We start from the raw sequence: 17,366 nt of genomic DNA on the forward strand, positions 1-17,366 counted from the left end.
CCAATCCTATTCGTGATCGCCTGCCGGTCAAACCCTTGTCCGTGCAATCGATATGGTTCTCACGGCCATCCACGTGCCAGACAAACTGACCGTCCGGCGTCGAACGCGATGAGATCGGATCGACGCCGGGCGACAAGTTGTCCTACTGAAGTTTGGCTTGCAACGCGTTGACGTCGTCGGTGGTCATTTCGCCGTCGGTCGTCACCTTGCCGTCGACGATCTTCCAGAGCCGGAAGGGGCCGGTGATGTCGCCATATTTGTCGAAGGCGACGGGACCGATGACGCCTTCGTAGCGGATCGGCTTGCCGTCCTTGATCAGGCCGAGTGCCTTGGCGAATTCGTCCTTACCGGCAAAGATCGGCGTGCCGGCCGGGTCGACCGCCTTGTACATCGCGTCCTTGATCTTGGCCGGATCCTCGGAGCCGGCAATCGCGATAGCGAGGCCGACAATGGCGCCCGCATCATAGGAACGGTCGGCCGCCGGATTGGACGGCTCGATGCCGGAAAATTCCTTGTAGTTCTTCGTGAAATAGTCGGTGGAGGCCGTCGGGCTGGTGCCGGACGACGTACCATAGGCGTCCTTAAGATAATCGGCGCCGACGGACTCGATGAAGTCAGGGCTGTTCATGCCGTCATTGAGCAGGAATTTCTGCACGCCACCCTGTGATATCCAGGTGCGGGCAACCGTCGCGCCGTCGACCGGCGTGCTGACGAGATAGAGCCCGTCCGGCTCGCCGGCCATCGCCGCCGTCACTTCGGAAGCATAGCTCGACTGCTTTTCGTTGTAGGGCGTGTCGGAAACGATGGTGCCGCCGAGCGCTTTGTAGGCGCGCGAGAACTCGGCCACCATGTTGACGCCGAAGTCGTTGTTGACATGGATGATCGACAGCTTCTTGAAGCCCTTGTCGACCGCGTATTTGGCGGCAGCGACGCCCTGCAGCGCATCCGAGGTGATGGTGCGGAAGAAGATGCCATTGGTCTTGCCGTCGCGGCCGAGCGCCGTCAGCGTCGGCGAGGACGAAGCCGGCGACACCTGGACGATCTTTGCCGGTGCCGTGACCGAGGTCAGGATCGGGATCGACACCGACGAGATGATGCCGCCGATGATGACCGGCACTTTCTTGACCTGAACCAGCTGGGTGGCGGCGTCGACCGCGATGTTGCCCTGGCTCTGGCTGTCGCGCGTGTCGGTCGCCAGGTCGCAGCCGCGCACGCCGCCGGCGGCATTGATGTCGCGGAAGGCCATCTCGACCGATTTGGCGCCGGCCTGACCATATTCGCCGGCCGGGCCGGTCAGTTCCATGACGAGGCCGACGGTGATCTTGCAATCGGCCGCTTGCGCCGCACCGGCCATCGTTACGAGGGCGAGCGCGGTGGTGAGTTGAAGTATCGTCTTTCCCATTGTTGTTCCCCTTTGAGCTACACGAACTGGATTACATGTCTCTTTGTCTGCGCATCGAACTAACCCAAAAACCGCTTCGCACTTTTTTTTCCGATGCTCCTGTTCAGCGTTCCGGCACCTGCAGCCAGGTTTCATGCAGATGTCGCCATAGGACGCCGTTGGGCGCCGATGAACTGGTGGTGAAGACGGCGCTCGACTGGCGGCGGCTGTGCTTGCCACCGCGCAGTTGCGCCTCGACGTAGAAAACGACGATCGTCTCGGCATCCTGCCAGCCCGGACGGATGTCCTCGATCGAAATGGCGAACCCGTCGTCACACGTGGCGCGGCTGGTGCGGACATGGCCGACGACTGCGTCGCGATCGAGAATCTGGCCGTCCGGTGCGACCATGGCGAAGCCGTCGCCCATGACGCGCTCGAAGCGGCTGAAGTCCACTTCATTGGCGCGCGCGGCAACGAACCAGTCGACGAAAAAGCGATGCAGGTCGACGATCTCGGCGCTGGCGCGTGAAAACAGGGAGGGCTCGCCGCTCATTGTTTCCCCGCATTGAGGTTGTAATGCATGATCGAACCGTGGCGGCCGTGGCGGTCGCGCTCCAGCGTGTAGACATCACCCTCGAGGCCGGTGCCTTGCGCGATGACGGCGGCAATCCGCGCCCGGTCCTCGGCATCGAGCGTGACGTCCATGATGCCAGCGTTGGCAAGCGCATGTGCCTGGTTGCGAGCACCGACGATGACGGCCGCCACGTGCGGCTGCTCCAGCACCCAGGCGCTGGCGATGGTGGCGATGTCGACGCCGTGGCGGTCGCCGACTGCCTTCAGCGCCTGAAGCAACTGCTGGAACAGGTCCCAGCCGCCGAAGTCATCGATGATCAGCTTGTATTTGACCAGCGAGCGGTTTTCGAGCGGGGTGGCCGGCTCGGCCACGCCTAGCCATTTGTTACTGAGGAAGCCGCCGGCAACGGAGCCATAGCAGAGGAAGCTGACGCCGTTTTTCGCGGCGAGTGCGGCAAGGCTGTTGCCCGGCCTCTGGTCGAGCACGGAATATTGCAGCTGCTGGCTGACCAGCGGGATGCCGGCGGCGAGGATTTCGGCCAGCCGCGGCGTGTCGAAATTGGTGGTGCCAAGATTGCGCACCTTGCCCTCAAGCCGAAGCTCGTTGAGCCAACCCATCGCCTCGACATAGCGCGGCTGCGCATAGTCCCACCAGTGGAACTGCACGAGATCGAGCCGCTCGGTCTTCAGCCGCCGCAGCGACTGGTCGACGATACTCCTGATGTAGTCGCGGCTGATGCCGGCCAGCCGTTCGAGGTCGGGCACCAGCTTGGTGTGCACCTTCATCCTGGCGGCGGCGTCGAGGCCGCGCTCGCTGGCCAGCCGCAGGCGCGCCGCGCCGATCAGCTCCTCGACACCGGTGTAGATGTCGGCGCAATCATAGGTCCAGATGCCGGCATCGAAGGTGGCGATCAGATCGGTCACCGCCTGCTGGCGGTCGATGGCGCCGTGGCCGCCGGCCAGTTGCCAGCCGCCGCGGATGACGCGCGAGATGGTGTAGCCGGAGCCGAGTTCGAAGGTCTGGGTACTCATTTGTCGTCTCCCCGCTTCGGCAGCGGCACGGCCGTGGTCTCGGCATGGCTGAACCGCCGCTTGGCCACCCTGACGATCCTCAGCCGACTGGCGCAATTGGGATCGGGACAGGCGATCTCGGCGTCCGAGGTCATCCAGTCGTTCGGGTGAGTCGGGCGCTGCTTGGCTGCCAGCAACGGCAACACGGCCGATATCGAATAGATCGAAAAGCCCTGGCCAACCGGCATCGACAGCATCTCGCCCTTGAGCTCGAAATAGTCGCCGTCCTTGGCGCCGCAATAGATCGGCTTGCCCTCCGGGATGACCGCTTCGACGCGAAGATCGAAGAGCTCGAAACTGTCGTCGGCCATTCAGTCCTCCACCTGTCTGAAGGTGACGTCGCAGGCGCCGTTGCGGCGGATGATGCCGCAGGCGGCGGCGAACCGATCGCGCTCTTCGGCGCGCACTTGCGCCACCACGCTGCCAGCGAGCCAGCCGATCGGGAACAGCAGGCGCGCGCCCTGCCCGTAGTAGAGCCCGATGTCGAAGATCGCATTGGGATTGCCGCCCCACATGCGCGGCGGCACATAGGACAGCACGATGTCGCCCGGCTGCGGCGTCAGCGTCGCGTTTTCGGCCGGCAAGGGCGTGGCATAGGGTTGGCCCTCGAGATCGGCAGCGGGAACCGGACAGGAGATTTCCGGCCCCGTCCACATAGCATGGATGCCCGGGACGACGCGTGGCGAGCCTAGATATGCCTTGAGGAAGGCAGCATTTTCCGGCGCTTTCTGCGGCAGCAACAGCGCCGTCACGGAAAGCTGCGAGCGTGGCTCGGTGATCCTGATGGCGGTCATGTCTGGTCTTTCGCGGCGGCGGATTGCAGCTTGCTGCGCAGGAAGGTGAAGGGCCGGCTGATGTCGGCGGCCAGCGACTCGCGCGCGGCTTGTGCATCCTGGGTGGCCAGTGCCGTGACGATGCGGCGGTGATACTGGGCGGTGTCGACCTCGCCGGCTTCCGAGAAGGCGTAGATGGCGACACGAATGCAGGGGCCCGATTGCAGCCACAGGCTTTCGATCATCGGGATCAGCACGGCCGAGCCGCAGGAGCGATAGATCTCGAAATGAAAGCTCTGGTTGAGCGTCACTTCGCGATCGACGTCCTTCTTGTGTTTCAGAGCCCGCATCTCGTCCCATTCGCCGAGAATGGTCTCGATGGCGGCGATCTGGCGCGGCCCCATGCGGGCGGCGGCCAGCGCGATGGCCTCGCCCTCGATCAGGATGCGGGCACGCAAGAGATCGTCGAGGCGTTCCAGCGTGATCGGCGGCACCCGCACCGAACGGTTGGGCAGCGCCTCCAACGCCTTTTCGGTGATCAGCCGGCCGAGCGCCTCGCGCACCGGCATGGTCGAGGTGACCAGCGCATCGGCGAGCCCACGGATGGTCAGCACCTGGCTTGGCTCGAACAGGCCGCCGATCAGGGCACGGCGCAATTCCGAATAGACGCGATCCTGCACGGTCTCGCGGCCGACCGGCGCCAGCTGGGCCGCGATGGCCTCGTTGTTCTTTTCGATGGCAGCCTTTTGCATGGAATTCCGTTCTCGGCCGGTTTTCGGCTTGCAGACGAAATTAAAGCCGAATAGCGTGATCAAAGCAAGTGTGATCACAAATCAAAAATCAGGAGACGACAACGATCGTTTTCGGCCAGAGGGTTTGATGAGCGAGGCAGCGGAACAGCAGGGACAAGAGACCCATGCGCCGGTTCTGACGGCAAGGAACGTCGTCAGGCGGTTCGGCGGCCTCGTCGCCGTCAACGATGTCTCGTTTGACGTCAGGGCGGGAGAAATCCTCGGCTTGATCGGGCCGAACGGCGCCGGCAAGACGACGATGTTCGATCTGCTTGCCGGCAGCATCCTGCCGACCAGCGGCGATATCCTGCTTAACGGTGCGCGCGTTTCGGGCGAAGCCGCGCATCTGCGCATCAGTCGCGGCCTTGGCCGCACCTTCCAGATCCCGCGTCCGCTGCCCAACCTGACGCTGATCGAAAACATCATGCTGGCGGCGCAGGGTCAGGCCGGCGAAAAGCTGCTTGCCAACTTCGTCACGCCATGGCGGGTGGCAGCGCAGGAGAAAGCCGCCAGGACCAAGGCGCTCGAACTGCTGGATCTGGTCACCCTCACCCACCTCGCGCATGAACCGGCGCGCGTGTTGTCCGGCGGCCAGCGCAAGCTGCTCGAACTCGCCCGCGTGATGATGGCCGATCCGGCGATCATCCTGCTCGACGAACCGGCGGCCGGCGTCAACGCAACGCTGCTCGAAGTCATCATCGACCGCATCCGCGATATCAACGCGCGCGGCATCACCTTCCTGCTGATCGAGCACAACATCGACATGGTGACGCGGCTCTGCCATCGCGTCCTCGTCATGGCGAGCGGCCAGTTGCTCAGCGAAGGCACGGCGAAAGAGGTCGCCAGCGACCCGCGCGTCATCGAGGCTTATCTCGGAGGCGCGGCATGAGCGAGACGGTCCTCGATGTCCGCAATCTCGAGGCCGGCTACGAGCCCGGCGTGCCGATCGTGCGCGGCGCCTCGATCACCGTTAGCAAGGGCGAGATCGTCGTCGTGCTCGGCCCCAATGGCGCCGGCAAGTCGAGCTTCATCAAAGCCATCGCCGGCCTCGTCCCGATCACCGGCGGCACTGTGTTTCTGGACGGCAAGGACATCACCGCCGCGCCCGCGCACACCATGGTGCGGCTCGGCCTGGCCTTCGTGCCGCAGACCGAAAACATCTTCCCGCTGATGTCGGTCGAGGACAATCTGAAGGTCGCCTGCGGCATTCTCGAGCGGCGCGAAATCCCTGCCCGCATCGACGAAATGTATGCCGCCTTCCCCGACCTCGTCCGCCAACGGCGAACCGCCGCCGGCAACCTTTCGGGCGGACAGCGGCAGATGCTCGCCGTCGCGCGGGCGCTGATCGTCCATCCCAAGGTGCTGGTGCTCGACGAGCCGTCGGCCGGCTTGTCGCCGAAATTCGTGTCGATGGTGTTCGAGATGCTGGCCGGCATCCGCAAATCCGGTGTCACCATCCTTTTGGTCGAACAGAACGCCAAGGCAGCACTGGCCATCGGCGACCGCGCCTATGTGCTGGTCGAAGGCAAAGACCGCCACGAAGGCATTGCTTCCGAACTGTGGAACGACCCGGTCGTCGCCGAACTCTATCTTGGCCAGCGCCCCCTCAAGGCAGAGAAAACGCCGGACGCCGGGAAAGGAGGCGCGGCATGAGCCTGCAATTCATCGTCGACGGGCTTTTGACCGGCTCGATGATCGGCCTTGGCGCCATTGGCGTGACGCTCACCTATTCGATCCTGCGCTTTTCGAACTTCGCCCATGGCGACTTCATGGCCTGGGGCACCTATGCGACGCTGGCCGTCGTCAGCGCCATCGGCGCGACATTCGGCAAGGTGGCACCGATCGGACCGCTGTCCTTCGGCTGGCCGCTGATCGTCGCACTGATCATCGGCATGGCCTTCACCGCTTTGCTGGCGCTGCTGCTCGACAAGGTTTTGTTTGCACGGCTGCGATCGCAAGGCCAGGCGATCATCGTGGTGATGGCGAGCTTCGGCGCCTCGATGGCGCTCAGAAGCCTGCTCGAATTCACCTTCACCTCGCGGCCGACCTATTTCAGCCGGGCGATCCAGATCGCCATGCCGGTCGGCTTCGGCATCCGCATCACGCCCGACCAGATTGCTCTCTTGCTGCTGACCGCCGTGCTGGTGCTCGGCGTGCATCTGTTGATGACGCGCACGCAGACCGGGCGCTCAATGCAGGCGCTCAGCCAGAATGCGGCACTGGCCCGCATCGTCGGCATCGATGTCGCCAGCGTGGTGCGCGTGACCTGGATCATCGGCGGCGCGCTGGCCTGTGTCGCCGGCGTGATGATCGGCATTCTGGTGCAAATCCGCCCGTTCATGGGCTTCGACATGCTGCTGCCGATGTTCGCCGCCGCCATTCTCGGTGGCATCGGCAGCATTCCCGGCGCCGTGCTCGGCGGCCTGATCATTGGGCTCGCCGAAGCTGGCGCGGTGCAGTTGATCGGCGCCGAATGGCGCGCCGCCGTCTCCTTCATCATCCTGATGGCGGTGCTGTTCGTGCGACCAATCGGCCTGTTCGGTGTGAGGGAACGCTGATGGATCTGCTCGGCTACGGCGCCTTCTTCCTGACCACCGCGCTGATCTTTTCGCTGGTCACGCTGGGGCTCAACCTGCAATGGGGGCTGACCGGGCTGTTCAATGTCGGCCTCGCCGGCTTCGTCGCCATCGGTGCCTACACCTCGGCGCTGCTGACCACACCTGACGATGCCGCGCGACTGGGTGGCTTCGGCCTGCCGATCCTTGTCGGCTGGCTCGGCGCCATGGCCGTCGGCGGCATCGCCGCGGCACTTACCGGCATGGCCACGCTGCGGCTGAGATCCGACTATCTGGCGATCACCACATTCGGCGTCGCCGTCGTCGTGCAGCTGGTCGCGCTCAACGCGCAGGGATTGACCGGCGGCCCGTTCGGCATCGGCTTCATCCCGCGTCCCTTCGGCAGCCTTGCGGAGACACCGCTGCTGTTCAACCTGTCCAACCTTGCCGTCGTCTCGGCGGTGACGCTGGTCGCCTATCTCGCCCTGGAGCACCTGTCGCGCAGCCCGTGGGGACGCGTCTTGAAAGCGCTGCGCGAGGACGAACGGGCGGCGATCTCTCTGGGCAAGAGCGCACGCTTCTATCGCGTCCAGGCCTTTGCAGTCGGTGGCGCCATCATGGCGCTGGCCGGCGCGCTGCAGGCGCATTTCACCGGCTTCATCGCACCGGACAATTACCTGCCGATCCTGACCTTCCAGGTCTGGGTGATGCTGATCGTCGGCGGCTCGGGCAGCAATGTCGGCGCTGTCGTCGGCAGCATCCTGGTCTGGGCGATATGGGCTGGATCGGGCACGTTGACCAGCGTGCTGTTCCCGCCCGAACAGCAGGCCCGCGCCGCCGCGCTGCAGATCGCCGCCATCGGCGTCATGCTCTGCGTCATCCTGCTGATCCGGCCGAATGGCCTGTTCGGCGACCGGCCGCGGCGGCCATGGTTCGGCAAGCGGGCGAAGATGGTTGCCGGCAAGAGCAGCTCCGGGCCATGAATGCCGCGGTCCGGCAGGAAGCGCATCATGCTTCGCTCTGGCATGCCGTCAGCCGCAATCGTCGCGACCGGCCGGTGCTGCAAGGCGGGCTCGATGTCGATCTCGCCATCGTCGGCGGTGGCTTTTCCGGCCTCTCGACCGCGCTGCACGCTGCGGGGAAAGGTCTGTCGGTCGCCGTTCTCGAAGCCGAAATCATCGCCTGGGGCGCGACCGGCAGGAATGCCGGTTTCGTCGTGCCGAACTTCGCCAAGATGGACCCGGACAACATCATCGGCCATCTCGGCCCCGAGCGTGGTGAACGGCTGATCGATTTTGCCGCCGCCAGCGCCGACCTGGTCTTCGGCCTGATCCGCCGGCACGGCATCGACTGCGACGCCGTGCAGAGCGGATGGATCCAGCCGGCGCATTCGCACGCCGCATTCGAGAAGGTCAAATCACGCGCCGGGCAATGGGCGCAGCGCGGCCGGCCTGCCGTTGCCTTGGACCGGCAGAGCGTCGAGGCACTGACCGGCGCGCGCGGCTATGTCGGCGGCTGGATGGATCGTTCTGGCGGCGTGCTCAATCCGGTGGACTACGCGCGTGGGCTGGCCGATGCGGCCGAGAAGGCCGGCGCGCGCATCTTCGAGCATACGCGCGTCACCGCGCTCGATCGCACGACGGATTGCTGGGTGTTGAAAACGCCAGAGGGCTCGGTACGCGCCGGCAAGGTGCTGATCGCCACCAACGCCTATGGTGGGGCGCTCAATCCGTTGCTGCAACGAACCTATGTTCCGCTCAAGGTTTTCCAGATCGCCACCGCGCCGCTGCCGCGTGAAATCCGCAGGCGTCTCCTGCCCGACGGGCAAGGTGTCGGCGACACCAGGCGCAATCTGTTCACCTTCCGCTTCGACGCCGAGAACCGGCTGATCAGCGGCGGCATGCATATCCTGGGCGCCGGAGCCGATGCGCGCGTGCCGCAGACGATCTGGCGACGGCTCGCCAGGCATCTTGAATTGCCTGACCTGCCGCCCCTTGCCTATAGCTGGTCGGGAACGGCCGCGGTCGAGCCGGACTTCCTGCCGCACCTCATGGACCTCGGGCCGGGGCTCATTGCCGGTCGCGCCTGCAACGGGCGGGGCATTGCCATGACGACGGCGATGGGCAAGGTGCTGGCCGACTGGGCGACTGGAACCGATGCCCGTGATCTGCCGCTGCCGTTTGCGCTGCCGGCGCCGATCCCGTTCCATGGCTTGTTGCGGCACGCACCCAACATGCTGCTCGGCTGGAGCATGCTGCGCGACCGGCTGGACGAAACGAGATAGGCGGACCGTCACCTGGCCGCGTCAAGGTTTGACGACAGAACAGCGGCTGCCATGGCGATGTCTTGTTCGATAAAGGTCCGGACGGCGGGACCGCTGCGCTGCTCCAGCGCGGCGACGATCTTGCGGTGCGCGTCGTTCGACTGTGGCACGTAACGATCAGCCTGCATCAGCAGCTTGAGATACGGCCCGACCCGCCCCCAGAGATCGCGGATCATATTCAGAAGGATCGGCGCGCCGGCATGCTGGTAGATGGCGAAGTGAAAGGCCTCGTTCAGCGTTAGATAGGCCCTGGCGTCGCCCGCCTCGATGGCGTGCTGCATGCCGGCGAGCGTAGCGTGGATGTCGACCAGACCGCTTTCGGTCATCCGCGACGCCGCCATCTCGCCCGCCAGACCCTCGACGGCGATGCGGATGCGCGTCAGTTCCTCGAAGGCGGGGGCGGACAGCAAGGGCACGATGACCGAGCGGTTGTTCTGCATCTCGAGCAGCCGTTCGGCGACCAGCCTTTGCAGCGCCTCGCGGATCGGCGTGGTCGATATGCCGAACGTCTCGGCGAGCTTGCGGATGACCAGTGTCTGGCCCGGGCTGAAGCCGCCGGAAATCAATTCCTGCTTGAGCGCGCCATAGGCACGGTCGTTCAGGGTTTGATGTTCAAGCTTCAGCATGCGCGGCCCGCTCCGGTCACCAGTTCGACAGTGCGCGGTCGAGCGTCTCGGCCAGTTGCTCGGCATTGTCCCTGGCAAAGGGCAGCGGCGGCCTGATTTTGAGCACATTGCCGCGCGGACCGCAGGAGGAGATCAGCACGCCGTCCTCGCGCATGGCCTCGACGACTGCCGATGTCTTGCTGGCGGCCAAGGCCTCGTCGCCCTCCGCCGTCAACTCGACACCGAAATAAAGGCCGTTTTGCCTGACGTCGGCGACCATGCCGTGCCGGCCCTTCAGTGAGCCCAGCAGATCAGCCGTATAGGCGCCGACCATGCGTGCATTCTCGATCAGCCCCTCGCCCTCAATCACCTCGAGAACGGCAATGCCGACGGCAGCAGCGACCGGGTTGCCGCCGAAGGTGTTGAAGTAACCGGTGTTCGAGCCGAAGGAGGCAACAAGCTGCGGCCGTACCATCACCGCGCCCATCGGATGCCCGTCGCCGATCGGCTTGCCCATCGTAACGATATCTGGCTCGATGCCATAGTTGGCGAAGCCCCACATGCCCTGGCCGAGCCGGCCGAAGCCGGATTGGACCTCATCGGCAATGACGATGCCGCCGGCTTTTTTGACGAGGCTTGCCGCCTCGCGCATCACGGCCGCATCGGGAAAGAAGATGCCGTCGCTGGAAAACGCCGAGTCGAGAAGCATTGCCGCGGGACGGACATTGCGCGCGCGCATGTCCTCGATGGCGGCGGCGACGTTTTTCGCGAAATCGCGCGCGGCGCGGCCATGATCGCGGAACGTGTCCGGCGCTGCGACAGTGCGGTGCTGCGGGGGCACCGCTTTCACCCCGACCGCGGCCGGCGACAATTGTGCGGTCGCGATCGTGGCGCCGTGATAGGCGAAGTCGGTGATGATCACCCCGGTGCCGCCGCTGGAATGCTGGGCGATGCGGATGGCAAGGTCGTTGGCCTCGCTGCCGGTGCAGGTGAACATGGCATGGCCGAGATGGGGCGGACAGGTGCCGAGCAATTTCTCGGCGTAATCAAGGATGATCTCGCTGAGATAGCGTGTGTGCGTGTTGAGCGTCGCGGCCTGCCCCGACAGGGCCTCGACGACACGCGGGTGGCAGTGGCCGACCGAAGCGACATTGTTGTAGGCATCGAGGAATTTTCGGCCCTGGGCATCGTAGAGCCAGACGCCGCTGCCGCGCACGAGATGGATCGGGTTGCGGTAGAAGGCGCGGTAGGTCGGGCCAAGCAGCCTGGCGCGTCGCTCGAGCAGGGCGTGCTCTTGTGCCGAAGCGCCGGCATCGGCAGAGGCATTAGCAGGCGAGGACTGGGACACGGGCATCTACTCCGGATTGGAATGGTCGAGAAAATAGCGGCGGGCATCAGCGGACGACAGCCCGTCCAGCCGTTCGAGCGAGGCCCAGACCTCGGTGGCGAGGCGCAGGACATAGTCGCGCTTGGCCGGGAAACGCTCGGCCTGCCAGCTGGCGATGTTGACGATGAGCGCAAGCCGGGCCCGGATCAGATCGAAGAGGATGCCCAGCTCTTCGGTCTCGAGCGGTTGCACCGACCGGTAGCCGGCGACAAAGCGCGCGGCCGGCACCAGCGGATGACCTTCGGCCGGCCAGCGATAGACGGCGCCGATGGCGAGATCGCAGATCAGCGGCGAGTGGATCATGTCGCCAAAGTCGAGAATGCCGCTCACGACCTCCGGCAGCGACGCATCCATCACCACATTGTAGGAGTTCATGTCGTTGTGGACGATCTGGGCGCGCAGTTTCGGGATGACCGGCGCCGCATGCTCCTCGAAGGCGTCGATCGCACGCTCGACCATGGCCCGCCGACCAGCGTCGGCGATATGCGCCAGCATCGGCCGCGTCTTGGCCACCTTGCGGATATCCCAGAGCAGGTCGCTGCCGGCGGCCGAATGGAAGAAGCCGCGCAGCGCGCGGCCAAGGCGGGCGAGGAAGATGCCGAGATTACGATCTTGCGCCGGGGATGCAGGCGACCGCGACAGCAACTGGCCGGGCAGATAGGTGACCAGCCGGACGATGCGTGGCGCCGATCCACCGACGCTGACCGTGAATTGCGCTTCACCTTGCAGGCTTTTGCACACCGAGGGAACCGGCAAGGTCGGATCGACCGCAAGGATGTGATCGAGTGCCTTGTTCTGGAAGTCAGTGAAGCCCGCTTCTTCCGCCGGATGGGAGATTTTCAGGACGAACTCGCCGTCACCGTCCGTCTGGATGTGGAAGTTGTGGTCGCGTTCACCAGGCAACGGACGCGCGGTGCCGGCAAGGCCGTAGTGCCGGCGCAGGATGGCAAGCGCGTCGGCCGTCGAAACGTCGGGCGCGTCCTCGGCCAGTGTGTCCCCGAAGGCATCGGGCACTGCCGCGTTCATGGCCCGGCCTCTGGATCGACGGGCTCAAGGCCGCACCAGTCGGCGATGAACAGCGCGATGGTCTGGGTGACCTTGCGCACCGAGTCCAGGTCGACGGCCTCGTCATAGCCATGCGGCATGCGGCAGATCGGACCGTAGACGATCGCCGGCGTGTCGGCATAGAGGCCAAAGAAGCGCGCATCGGTGGTCGCCGAGGTGACATGTTCCGTAAGCGGCTCGCCCCAGACAGCGGTATGGCTGCGGCGCAGCACGGCTTCCATCTCGTCGGCCCCTTGCAGCACATAGGCCTCGGCCATGAACCCGTTGTAGCTCATCTTGGGCGGGCGGTTGGCCAGGAACGGATCGGCGCGGGCCGCATCGGCGATGCACGCCTCAAGCTCTGCTCTGGCATCCTCGAGCTTCTGGCCGGGATAGGTCGCGACCCGCATCTCGAAAACACAGCGCGCCGGAACGCTCGACGTCCATTCGCCGCCTTCGATCTTGCCGAGATTGAAGCGGATCGGGTGCGGATGGTCGCAAAAATGCGGGTCATCGACCTTGCGGGCGTTCCAGACGATTTCGAGCTGCTTCAGCGCCTGGATGATCACGAATGCCTTTTCGATGGCATTGGCACCGGCCGAGAAAGCGCCCGACGCGTGCTGCGGATCGCCGTCGACCTCGACCCTGAACCAGATCGGCCCGACCTGCGCGCGCATCAGCCTCGGCTCCAACGGCTCGGGGATGAAGGCGGCATCGGCGCGGTAGCCGCGCTGCAGGCAGGCGAGCGCGCCATTGCCGGTGCACTCTTCCTCGACGACCGACTGCAGGAACAATTTCGCGGCCGGTTGATAGCCGAGGCTGCGCAATGCGGTCAGCGCGTAAAGACAGGCGGACAGGCCAGCCTTCATATCACCGGCGCCGCGGCCATGCATCCAGCCGTCCTCGATCGCCGGATCGTAGGGATCGCGGGTCCAACGGTCGAGTGGTCCCGTCGGCACGACATCGATATGGCCGTTGAGGATCAGCGAACGGCCGGTCGCGTTTTTTGGCGTATGGGTGGCAACGACATTGAAGGCATCGTCATAGGACACCGCCACGGGTGAAAAACCCGGCAGATCGCGAATCGCGTCGACATCGACGCGCCACATGTCGACCGCATAGCCGTCGGCCTCATAGGTGGCCGCCATGAAGGATTGCGCGGCATGTTCCACGCCGCGCTGGGAGGGAAAGCGTACGAGATCGGCCAGGAACGCGACCTGTCGCGCGAAGCCGTCGTCGACCGCGCTGAGAATGGCCTCGTCCGCAATCCGCTCAGGCATTGTATTTCACTTTCATTTGGATGGTGTATCATATCTCATATGCCATTCCCATGAAATGCAAGAGGTAGTGCCGCCAAAAAATCCGATACAGGCCAGCCGCTCTTGTCAGACCATTCGCGGGTGTTGGCATCAGCGGTCGTAAGCCGATACTGCTATCGGCAGAGATGAAGAGGAATGCGTTGATCCCCGAAGACACGATGCCGGCCGAAATCACCGATCTCGCCATTGGCTACCGGCGCCTGCCGGCGGGCAAGCTCGCCAATGCGGTGACATGGATGGAGGCGCGCGCGCCGCAGCCCGACCTCGCGCAACCCCTGGCCATGATCCGGATCACGACGCTCGACTGCGCGTCCTATCGGGCGATCTTCCTCGAAATCGGCGCCCCCTGGCTGTGGGACCGCGTGTCTGAAATGTCCGACGCCGAGATAACGGAGCACTTCGCCGATCCGCGCCAGCATCTCTACTACGGCCATGATGAAGGCGGCGTGCATCTCGGCATAGTCGAATTCTTCGTCGCCGACAGCAACGAGATCGAGATCACCTATTTCGGCCTGTTCCCGTCCTTGACCGGCCGCGGTTTCGGCAAGCGTCTGATGGCCGGTGCGCTCGAGCAGGCATGGCGCCTGAAACCAAGCCGTGTCTGGCTGCATACAAGCAGCTTCGACCATCACAACGTGATAGGCTTCTACGGCGCCTGTGGATTTGTGCCGTTCGCGTCCGGTTTTGAGATCGTCGACGATCCCCGGATAAGGGGCACCTTGCCGCGCAATGCCGCGCCGCAAATTCCGCTGATCGAAGCGGAGTGGAGCAGCTGCAGTCCGGAGAACCGACAGGTTGCGCGAGCCTAGATGAGAACAGCTCCGCAACCCACCCCGCACGCGTCGCCGCATCACCGCCGATGGGTCCGTCGCGAGTCCATCCTGTCGACGCTGAAGCGCCACATCGATACGCGCATCGTGCTGTTCGCCGCGCCGGCCGGCTTCGGCAAGTCCACGACGATGGCGCAATGGGCTGCGGAAGCCGCGCGCCTCGGCCGGCTGACTGCGTGGCTGTCCTGCGAGGCATCAGACAATGATGAGGGCGCCTTCCTGTCGCATCTGGTGGGCGGGCTGCGCCACCTCGTACAGAGCCCGGCGGAGCTCGACCTTGCCTTCCAGTCGAGCCCGATCCCGCAGCTTGACGTCGTGCTCGCCGCGCTGGTGGCGGGATTGGCGGTGCGCGAGGCCGACATCACCTTGTTCTTCGACGACTATCACGCCATCGAGGCGCCCGCGGTCAAGCGGTTCATGGAGCGCTTGACCCGACAGGCGCCGGCCAATGTCGCCTTCGTCATCGGCTCGCGCAGCCTGCCCGACCTGCAACTCGGCAAGCTCAGGGTGCTGGGCGATGTCTGCGAAATCGGCCCCGACGACTTGCGCTTCGCCTCCTCCGAAGCCGAGGCCTTCTTCAACGAGAAGCTCGGCCTGAGCGTCAGCAGCGGCACTGTGGAGACCTTGTGTTCACGGACCGAAGGATGGGCCGCCGGCCTGCAGCTCGCCTCGCTGTCGCTCAGTGCTGCGCATACGCCCGAAACCGTCATCGGCAATTTCACCGGCGCCAACCGCAACGTCGCTGATTTCCTGATGGGGGAAGTGTTTCTCGAACTGCCGCCTTCTATCGCGAAGTTCCTGCTCTACAGCTCGATCTTCGAACGCTTCAGCGCCGAGGCCTGCCGGGCGGTGATGCGGGCGGCGGATGCCGAGGCGGCGATCACCGAGATCGAGACGCGCAACCTGTTCCTGGTGCCGCTCGACGAGGAGCGGCGCTGGTTCCGCTATCATCATCTGTTCCGCGACTTCCTCAGCCGCGAGATGGAACGGCGCGAACCGGAGATGATCGCGCCGCTGCATTTGGCGGCCGCCGAATGGTTTGGCGAACGCAAGATGCTGACCGAGGCGATCGGCCACGCGCTCGCCGCCGGCGACCAGGCCCGCGCGGCGGTGTTCGTCGAGAACAACGCGCTCGACCTCATCGCCCAGTGCCAGCTTCTCTATGTGCGCCAATTGCTTGCGCTGTTGCCCAAAAAGCTGATCGACCAGCGCATCCGGCTGCAGCTTGTGGTGATGTGGCTGGCGGTGCACAGCAGCCAACCCGAGCTTGCCCAACAGACGCTGAGCAATGCGCGCAAGCTGGTCGAAACCGGGCCGGCCGACGGCAAGGATCCCGGCACGTTGACCGGCACCACGATCGATACGGAACTGGTGGTGCTCGCCGCCGCCGTCCACAGCACGCTGGAGCAGTTCGAGCAGGCGCGCGACACCGCACTGGCGGCTCTGCGCGTCATTGCGCCCGACGCCTGGTTCATGGAGGGCGCTACCGCCAATGTCATCGGCTACAATCTCTATGCGCTGGGCGACCTCGACGGTGCGCGCGCGGCGGTGGACGCGGCGCGCAAGGCGCATGAGCGAAGCGGCAGCCTGCTCGGCGTCACCATCGCCAATTGCTACATGGCCGTCATCGAACGCTCGGCCGGCCGCCTGCCCGCAGCCGAACGGCTGCTGCGCGATGCAATCGCCGAAGCCAGGGCGCGGATCGGTCCGAATTCCTATGCCGAAGCGCTGGCGGGCACGCTGCTTGCCGAACTTGCCTATGAGACCAATGCGTCGAGCGAAGCGCTGACCTTGGTCGAGAATCTCGGGCCGCTGATCGAGGGAGCGGCGGTCATCGTCTATCCGCTCGCCAGCGTTCCGACCTATGCCCGCGTGCTGCAGCTGACCGGCCGCGCGGAGGCCGCACTCGATATGCTGGAGCGGGTCTACCAGCGCGTGCGTGGCTCCGTGTATCGTCGTCTCGCTTCGGTGCTCGTGCATGATAGCGTCAGGCTGCTGCTCGACCAGAACCGCGGCGCCGAGGCGCGCGCCCTGCTGAATGAGCATCGCCGTGGACGGGCCGAAACCACTCCCACTGTCGCCAACGAATTCGAGTTCTTCGCCGAGGGCCGCTTGCTGACCGCGGAGAAATCCTATGCAGATGCGGCGCGGGTCTTCGACGCGCTTCTGGAGCGCACGAAAAGCGGCGGGCGGATGCGCCGCCATATCCTGGCGCTGATCCAGCGCGCCAAAAGCGCCGGCCAGGACCAACGCGAGGCCGATCGCTATCTGCTCGAAGCGCTGCGCCTTGCCCACCCCTCTGGCTTCATCCGCTCCTTCATCGATGAGGGAAGGCCCGTTGTCGAAGGGTTGATGCGGCTGCGTGCGGCCCAGGCAAAGACCGATCCGGCACTCTCAGCCTATGTCACGCGCATCATCGATGCCGCGCAGACGATGCCTGTGGCGACGCGCAGGCCAGCCCCGCCGGCCGTAGAGAGGGAACACCTCACCCAGCGCGAGGCCGAGCTGCTGCGCTGCCTGACGGAAGGCATGTCCAACCGCGATATCGCGCTTGCGCTGTCGGTCAGCGAAACCACGGTGAAGTGGCATCTGAAGAACATTTTCGGCAAGCTGGCGGTGAGCAACCGGGTCCAGGCCGTGCGCGCCGCGCAAGGGTCGGCAAGCCTCCAAACCCCTCCGAAAGGAGGGGCATAGATAACGGGCACAACCCCTCT

Annotated in this window: 17 protein-coding genes; 7 read left to right on the forward strand and 10 right to left on the reverse strand. The window is 65.0% G+C overall.

Translation table 11 applies throughout. The annotated features are described in order from the left end of the window. Positions 1 to 142 precede the first annotated feature (142 nt). The 6 genes from AC1D2G_RS10845 to AC1D2G_RS10870 form a co-directional block, all read right to left on the reverse strand. Positions 143 to 1,402: an ABC transporter substrate-binding protein gene (locus AC1D2G_RS10845; RefSeq protein WP_095080911.1), complete on the reverse strand. Its 1,260-nt coding sequence runs from the start codon at positions 1,400 to 1,402 to the stop codon at positions 143 to 145. Between the two features lie 103 nt (positions 1,403 to 1,505). Beyond that, positions 1,506 to 1,934 (reverse strand): hypothetical protein, encoded by a 429-nt coding sequence (locus AC1D2G_RS10850; protein ID WP_477413849.1) that lies wholly within the window; start codon positions 1,932 to 1,934, stop codon positions 1,506 to 1,508. Beyond that, the gene (locus tag AC1D2G_RS10855; protein WP_477413851.1) at positions 1,931 to 2,986 is read right to left on the reverse strand and encodes an aldo/keto reductase; all 1,056 of its coding nucleotides are present in this window, start codon (positions 2,984 to 2,986) and stop codon (positions 1,931 to 1,933) included. Before AC1D2G_RS10855 ends, AC1D2G_RS10850 begins: the two co-directional genes overlap by 4 nt. Continuing rightward, the gene (locus tag AC1D2G_RS10860) at positions 2,983 to 3,336 is read right to left on the reverse strand and encodes a TIGR04076 family protein (protein ID WP_477413853.1); all 354 of its coding nucleotides are present in this window, start codon (positions 3,334 to 3,336) and stop codon (positions 2,983 to 2,985) included. The genes AC1D2G_RS10855 and AC1D2G_RS10860 overlap by 4 nt, the downstream gene beginning before the upstream one ends. Then, on the reverse strand, positions 3,337 to 3,819 hold the full coding sequence (locus tag AC1D2G_RS10865; protein WP_477413855.1) for a DUF3830 family protein: 483 nt from the start codon (positions 3,817 to 3,819) through the stop codon (positions 3,337 to 3,339). Next, the gene (locus AC1D2G_RS10870) at positions 3,816 to 4,550 is read right to left on the reverse strand and encodes a GntR family transcriptional regulator (protein ID WP_477413857.1); all 735 of its coding nucleotides are present in this window, start codon (positions 4,548 to 4,550) and stop codon (positions 3,816 to 3,818) included. The genes AC1D2G_RS10865 and AC1D2G_RS10870 overlap by 4 nt, the downstream gene beginning before the upstream one ends. 127 nt (positions 4,551 to 4,677) lie before the next feature. Here AC1D2G_RS10870 and AC1D2G_RS10875 point away from each other — a divergent pair, with 127 nt between their 5' ends. The 5 genes from AC1D2G_RS10875 to AC1D2G_RS10895 are packed head-to-tail and all read left to right on the forward strand — an operon-like array spanning position 4,678 to position 9,428. Further along, a complete protein-coding gene (locus tag AC1D2G_RS10875; protein WP_477413859.1) occupies positions 4,678 to 5,478 on the forward strand; it encodes an ABC transporter ATP-binding protein in 801 nt (266 codons plus the stop codon). Continuing rightward, entirely contained in the window at positions 5,475 to 6,242 is a 768-nt protein-coding gene (locus tag AC1D2G_RS10880) for a branched-chain amino acid ABC transporter ATP-binding protein (protein WP_477413861.1), read from the forward strand. Before AC1D2G_RS10875 ends, AC1D2G_RS10880 begins: the two co-directional genes overlap by 4 nt. Next, positions 6,239 to 7,147, forward strand: coding sequence for a branched-chain amino acid ABC transporter permease (locus tag AC1D2G_RS10885; protein ID WP_095080901.1), 909 nt, complete (start codon positions 6,239 to 6,241; stop codon positions 7,145 to 7,147). Before AC1D2G_RS10880 ends, AC1D2G_RS10885 begins: the two co-directional genes overlap by 4 nt. Further along, a complete protein-coding gene (locus tag AC1D2G_RS10890) occupies positions 7,144 to 8,127 on the forward strand; it encodes a branched-chain amino acid ABC transporter permease (RefSeq protein WP_167391956.1) in 984 nt (327 codons plus the stop codon). Before AC1D2G_RS10885 ends, AC1D2G_RS10890 begins: the two co-directional genes overlap by 4 nt. Continuing rightward, a complete protein-coding gene (locus AC1D2G_RS10895) occupies positions 8,124 to 9,428 on the forward strand; it encodes an NAD(P)/FAD-dependent oxidoreductase (RefSeq protein WP_477413863.1) in 1,305 nt (434 codons plus the stop codon). The genes AC1D2G_RS10890 and AC1D2G_RS10895 overlap by 4 nt, the downstream gene beginning before the upstream one ends. 8 nt (positions 9,429 to 9,436) lie before the next feature. On the opposite strand, the gene AC1D2G_RS10900 is transcribed toward AC1D2G_RS10895, so the two are convergent. Genes AC1D2G_RS10900 through AC1D2G_RS10915 form a run of 4 tightly spaced genes read right to left on the reverse strand, consistent with a single transcriptional unit; the run spans position 9,437 to position 13,783 of the window. Continuing rightward, positions 9,437 to 10,093: a GntR family transcriptional regulator gene (locus tag AC1D2G_RS10900; protein WP_457150394.1), complete on the reverse strand. Its 657-nt coding sequence runs from the start codon at positions 10,091 to 10,093 to the stop codon at positions 9,437 to 9,439. Positions 10,094 to 10,109: 16 nt separating this feature from the next. After that, positions 10,110 to 11,426 (reverse strand): aspartate aminotransferase family protein, encoded by a 1,317-nt coding sequence (locus AC1D2G_RS10905; protein ID WP_477413865.1) that lies wholly within the window; start codon positions 11,424 to 11,426, stop codon positions 10,110 to 10,112. Then, positions 11,427 to 12,485, reverse strand: coding sequence for a phosphotransferase (locus tag AC1D2G_RS10910; protein WP_477413867.1), 1,059 nt, complete (start codon positions 12,483 to 12,485; stop codon positions 11,427 to 11,429). Then, on the reverse strand, positions 12,482 to 13,783 hold the full coding sequence (locus AC1D2G_RS10915; protein ID WP_477413869.1) for an ArgE/DapE family deacylase: 1,302 nt from the start codon (positions 13,781 to 13,783) through the stop codon (positions 12,482 to 12,484). Before AC1D2G_RS10915 ends, AC1D2G_RS10910 begins: the two co-directional genes overlap by 4 nt. A gap of 179 nt (positions 13,784 to 13,962) precedes the next feature. Between AC1D2G_RS10915 and AC1D2G_RS10920 the strand changes: the two genes are divergently transcribed. Both AC1D2G_RS10920 and AC1D2G_RS10925 read left to right on the forward strand, forming a co-directional pair. After that, positions 13,963 to 14,631, forward strand: a complete 669-nt coding sequence (locus AC1D2G_RS10920) for a GNAT family N-acetyltransferase (RefSeq protein WP_477413871.1) — start codon at positions 13,963 to 13,965, stop codon at positions 14,629 to 14,631. Beyond that, positions 14,632 to 17,346: a winged helix-turn-helix domain-containing protein gene (locus tag AC1D2G_RS10925; protein WP_477413873.1), complete on the forward strand. Its 2,715-nt coding sequence runs from the start codon at positions 14,632 to 14,634 to the stop codon at positions 17,344 to 17,346. It abuts the gene before it with no gap. Positions 17,347 to 17,366 lie beyond the last annotated feature (20 nt).

The sequence above is a fragment of the Mesorhizobium sp. P2_C7 genome (genome assembly GCF_056404515.1).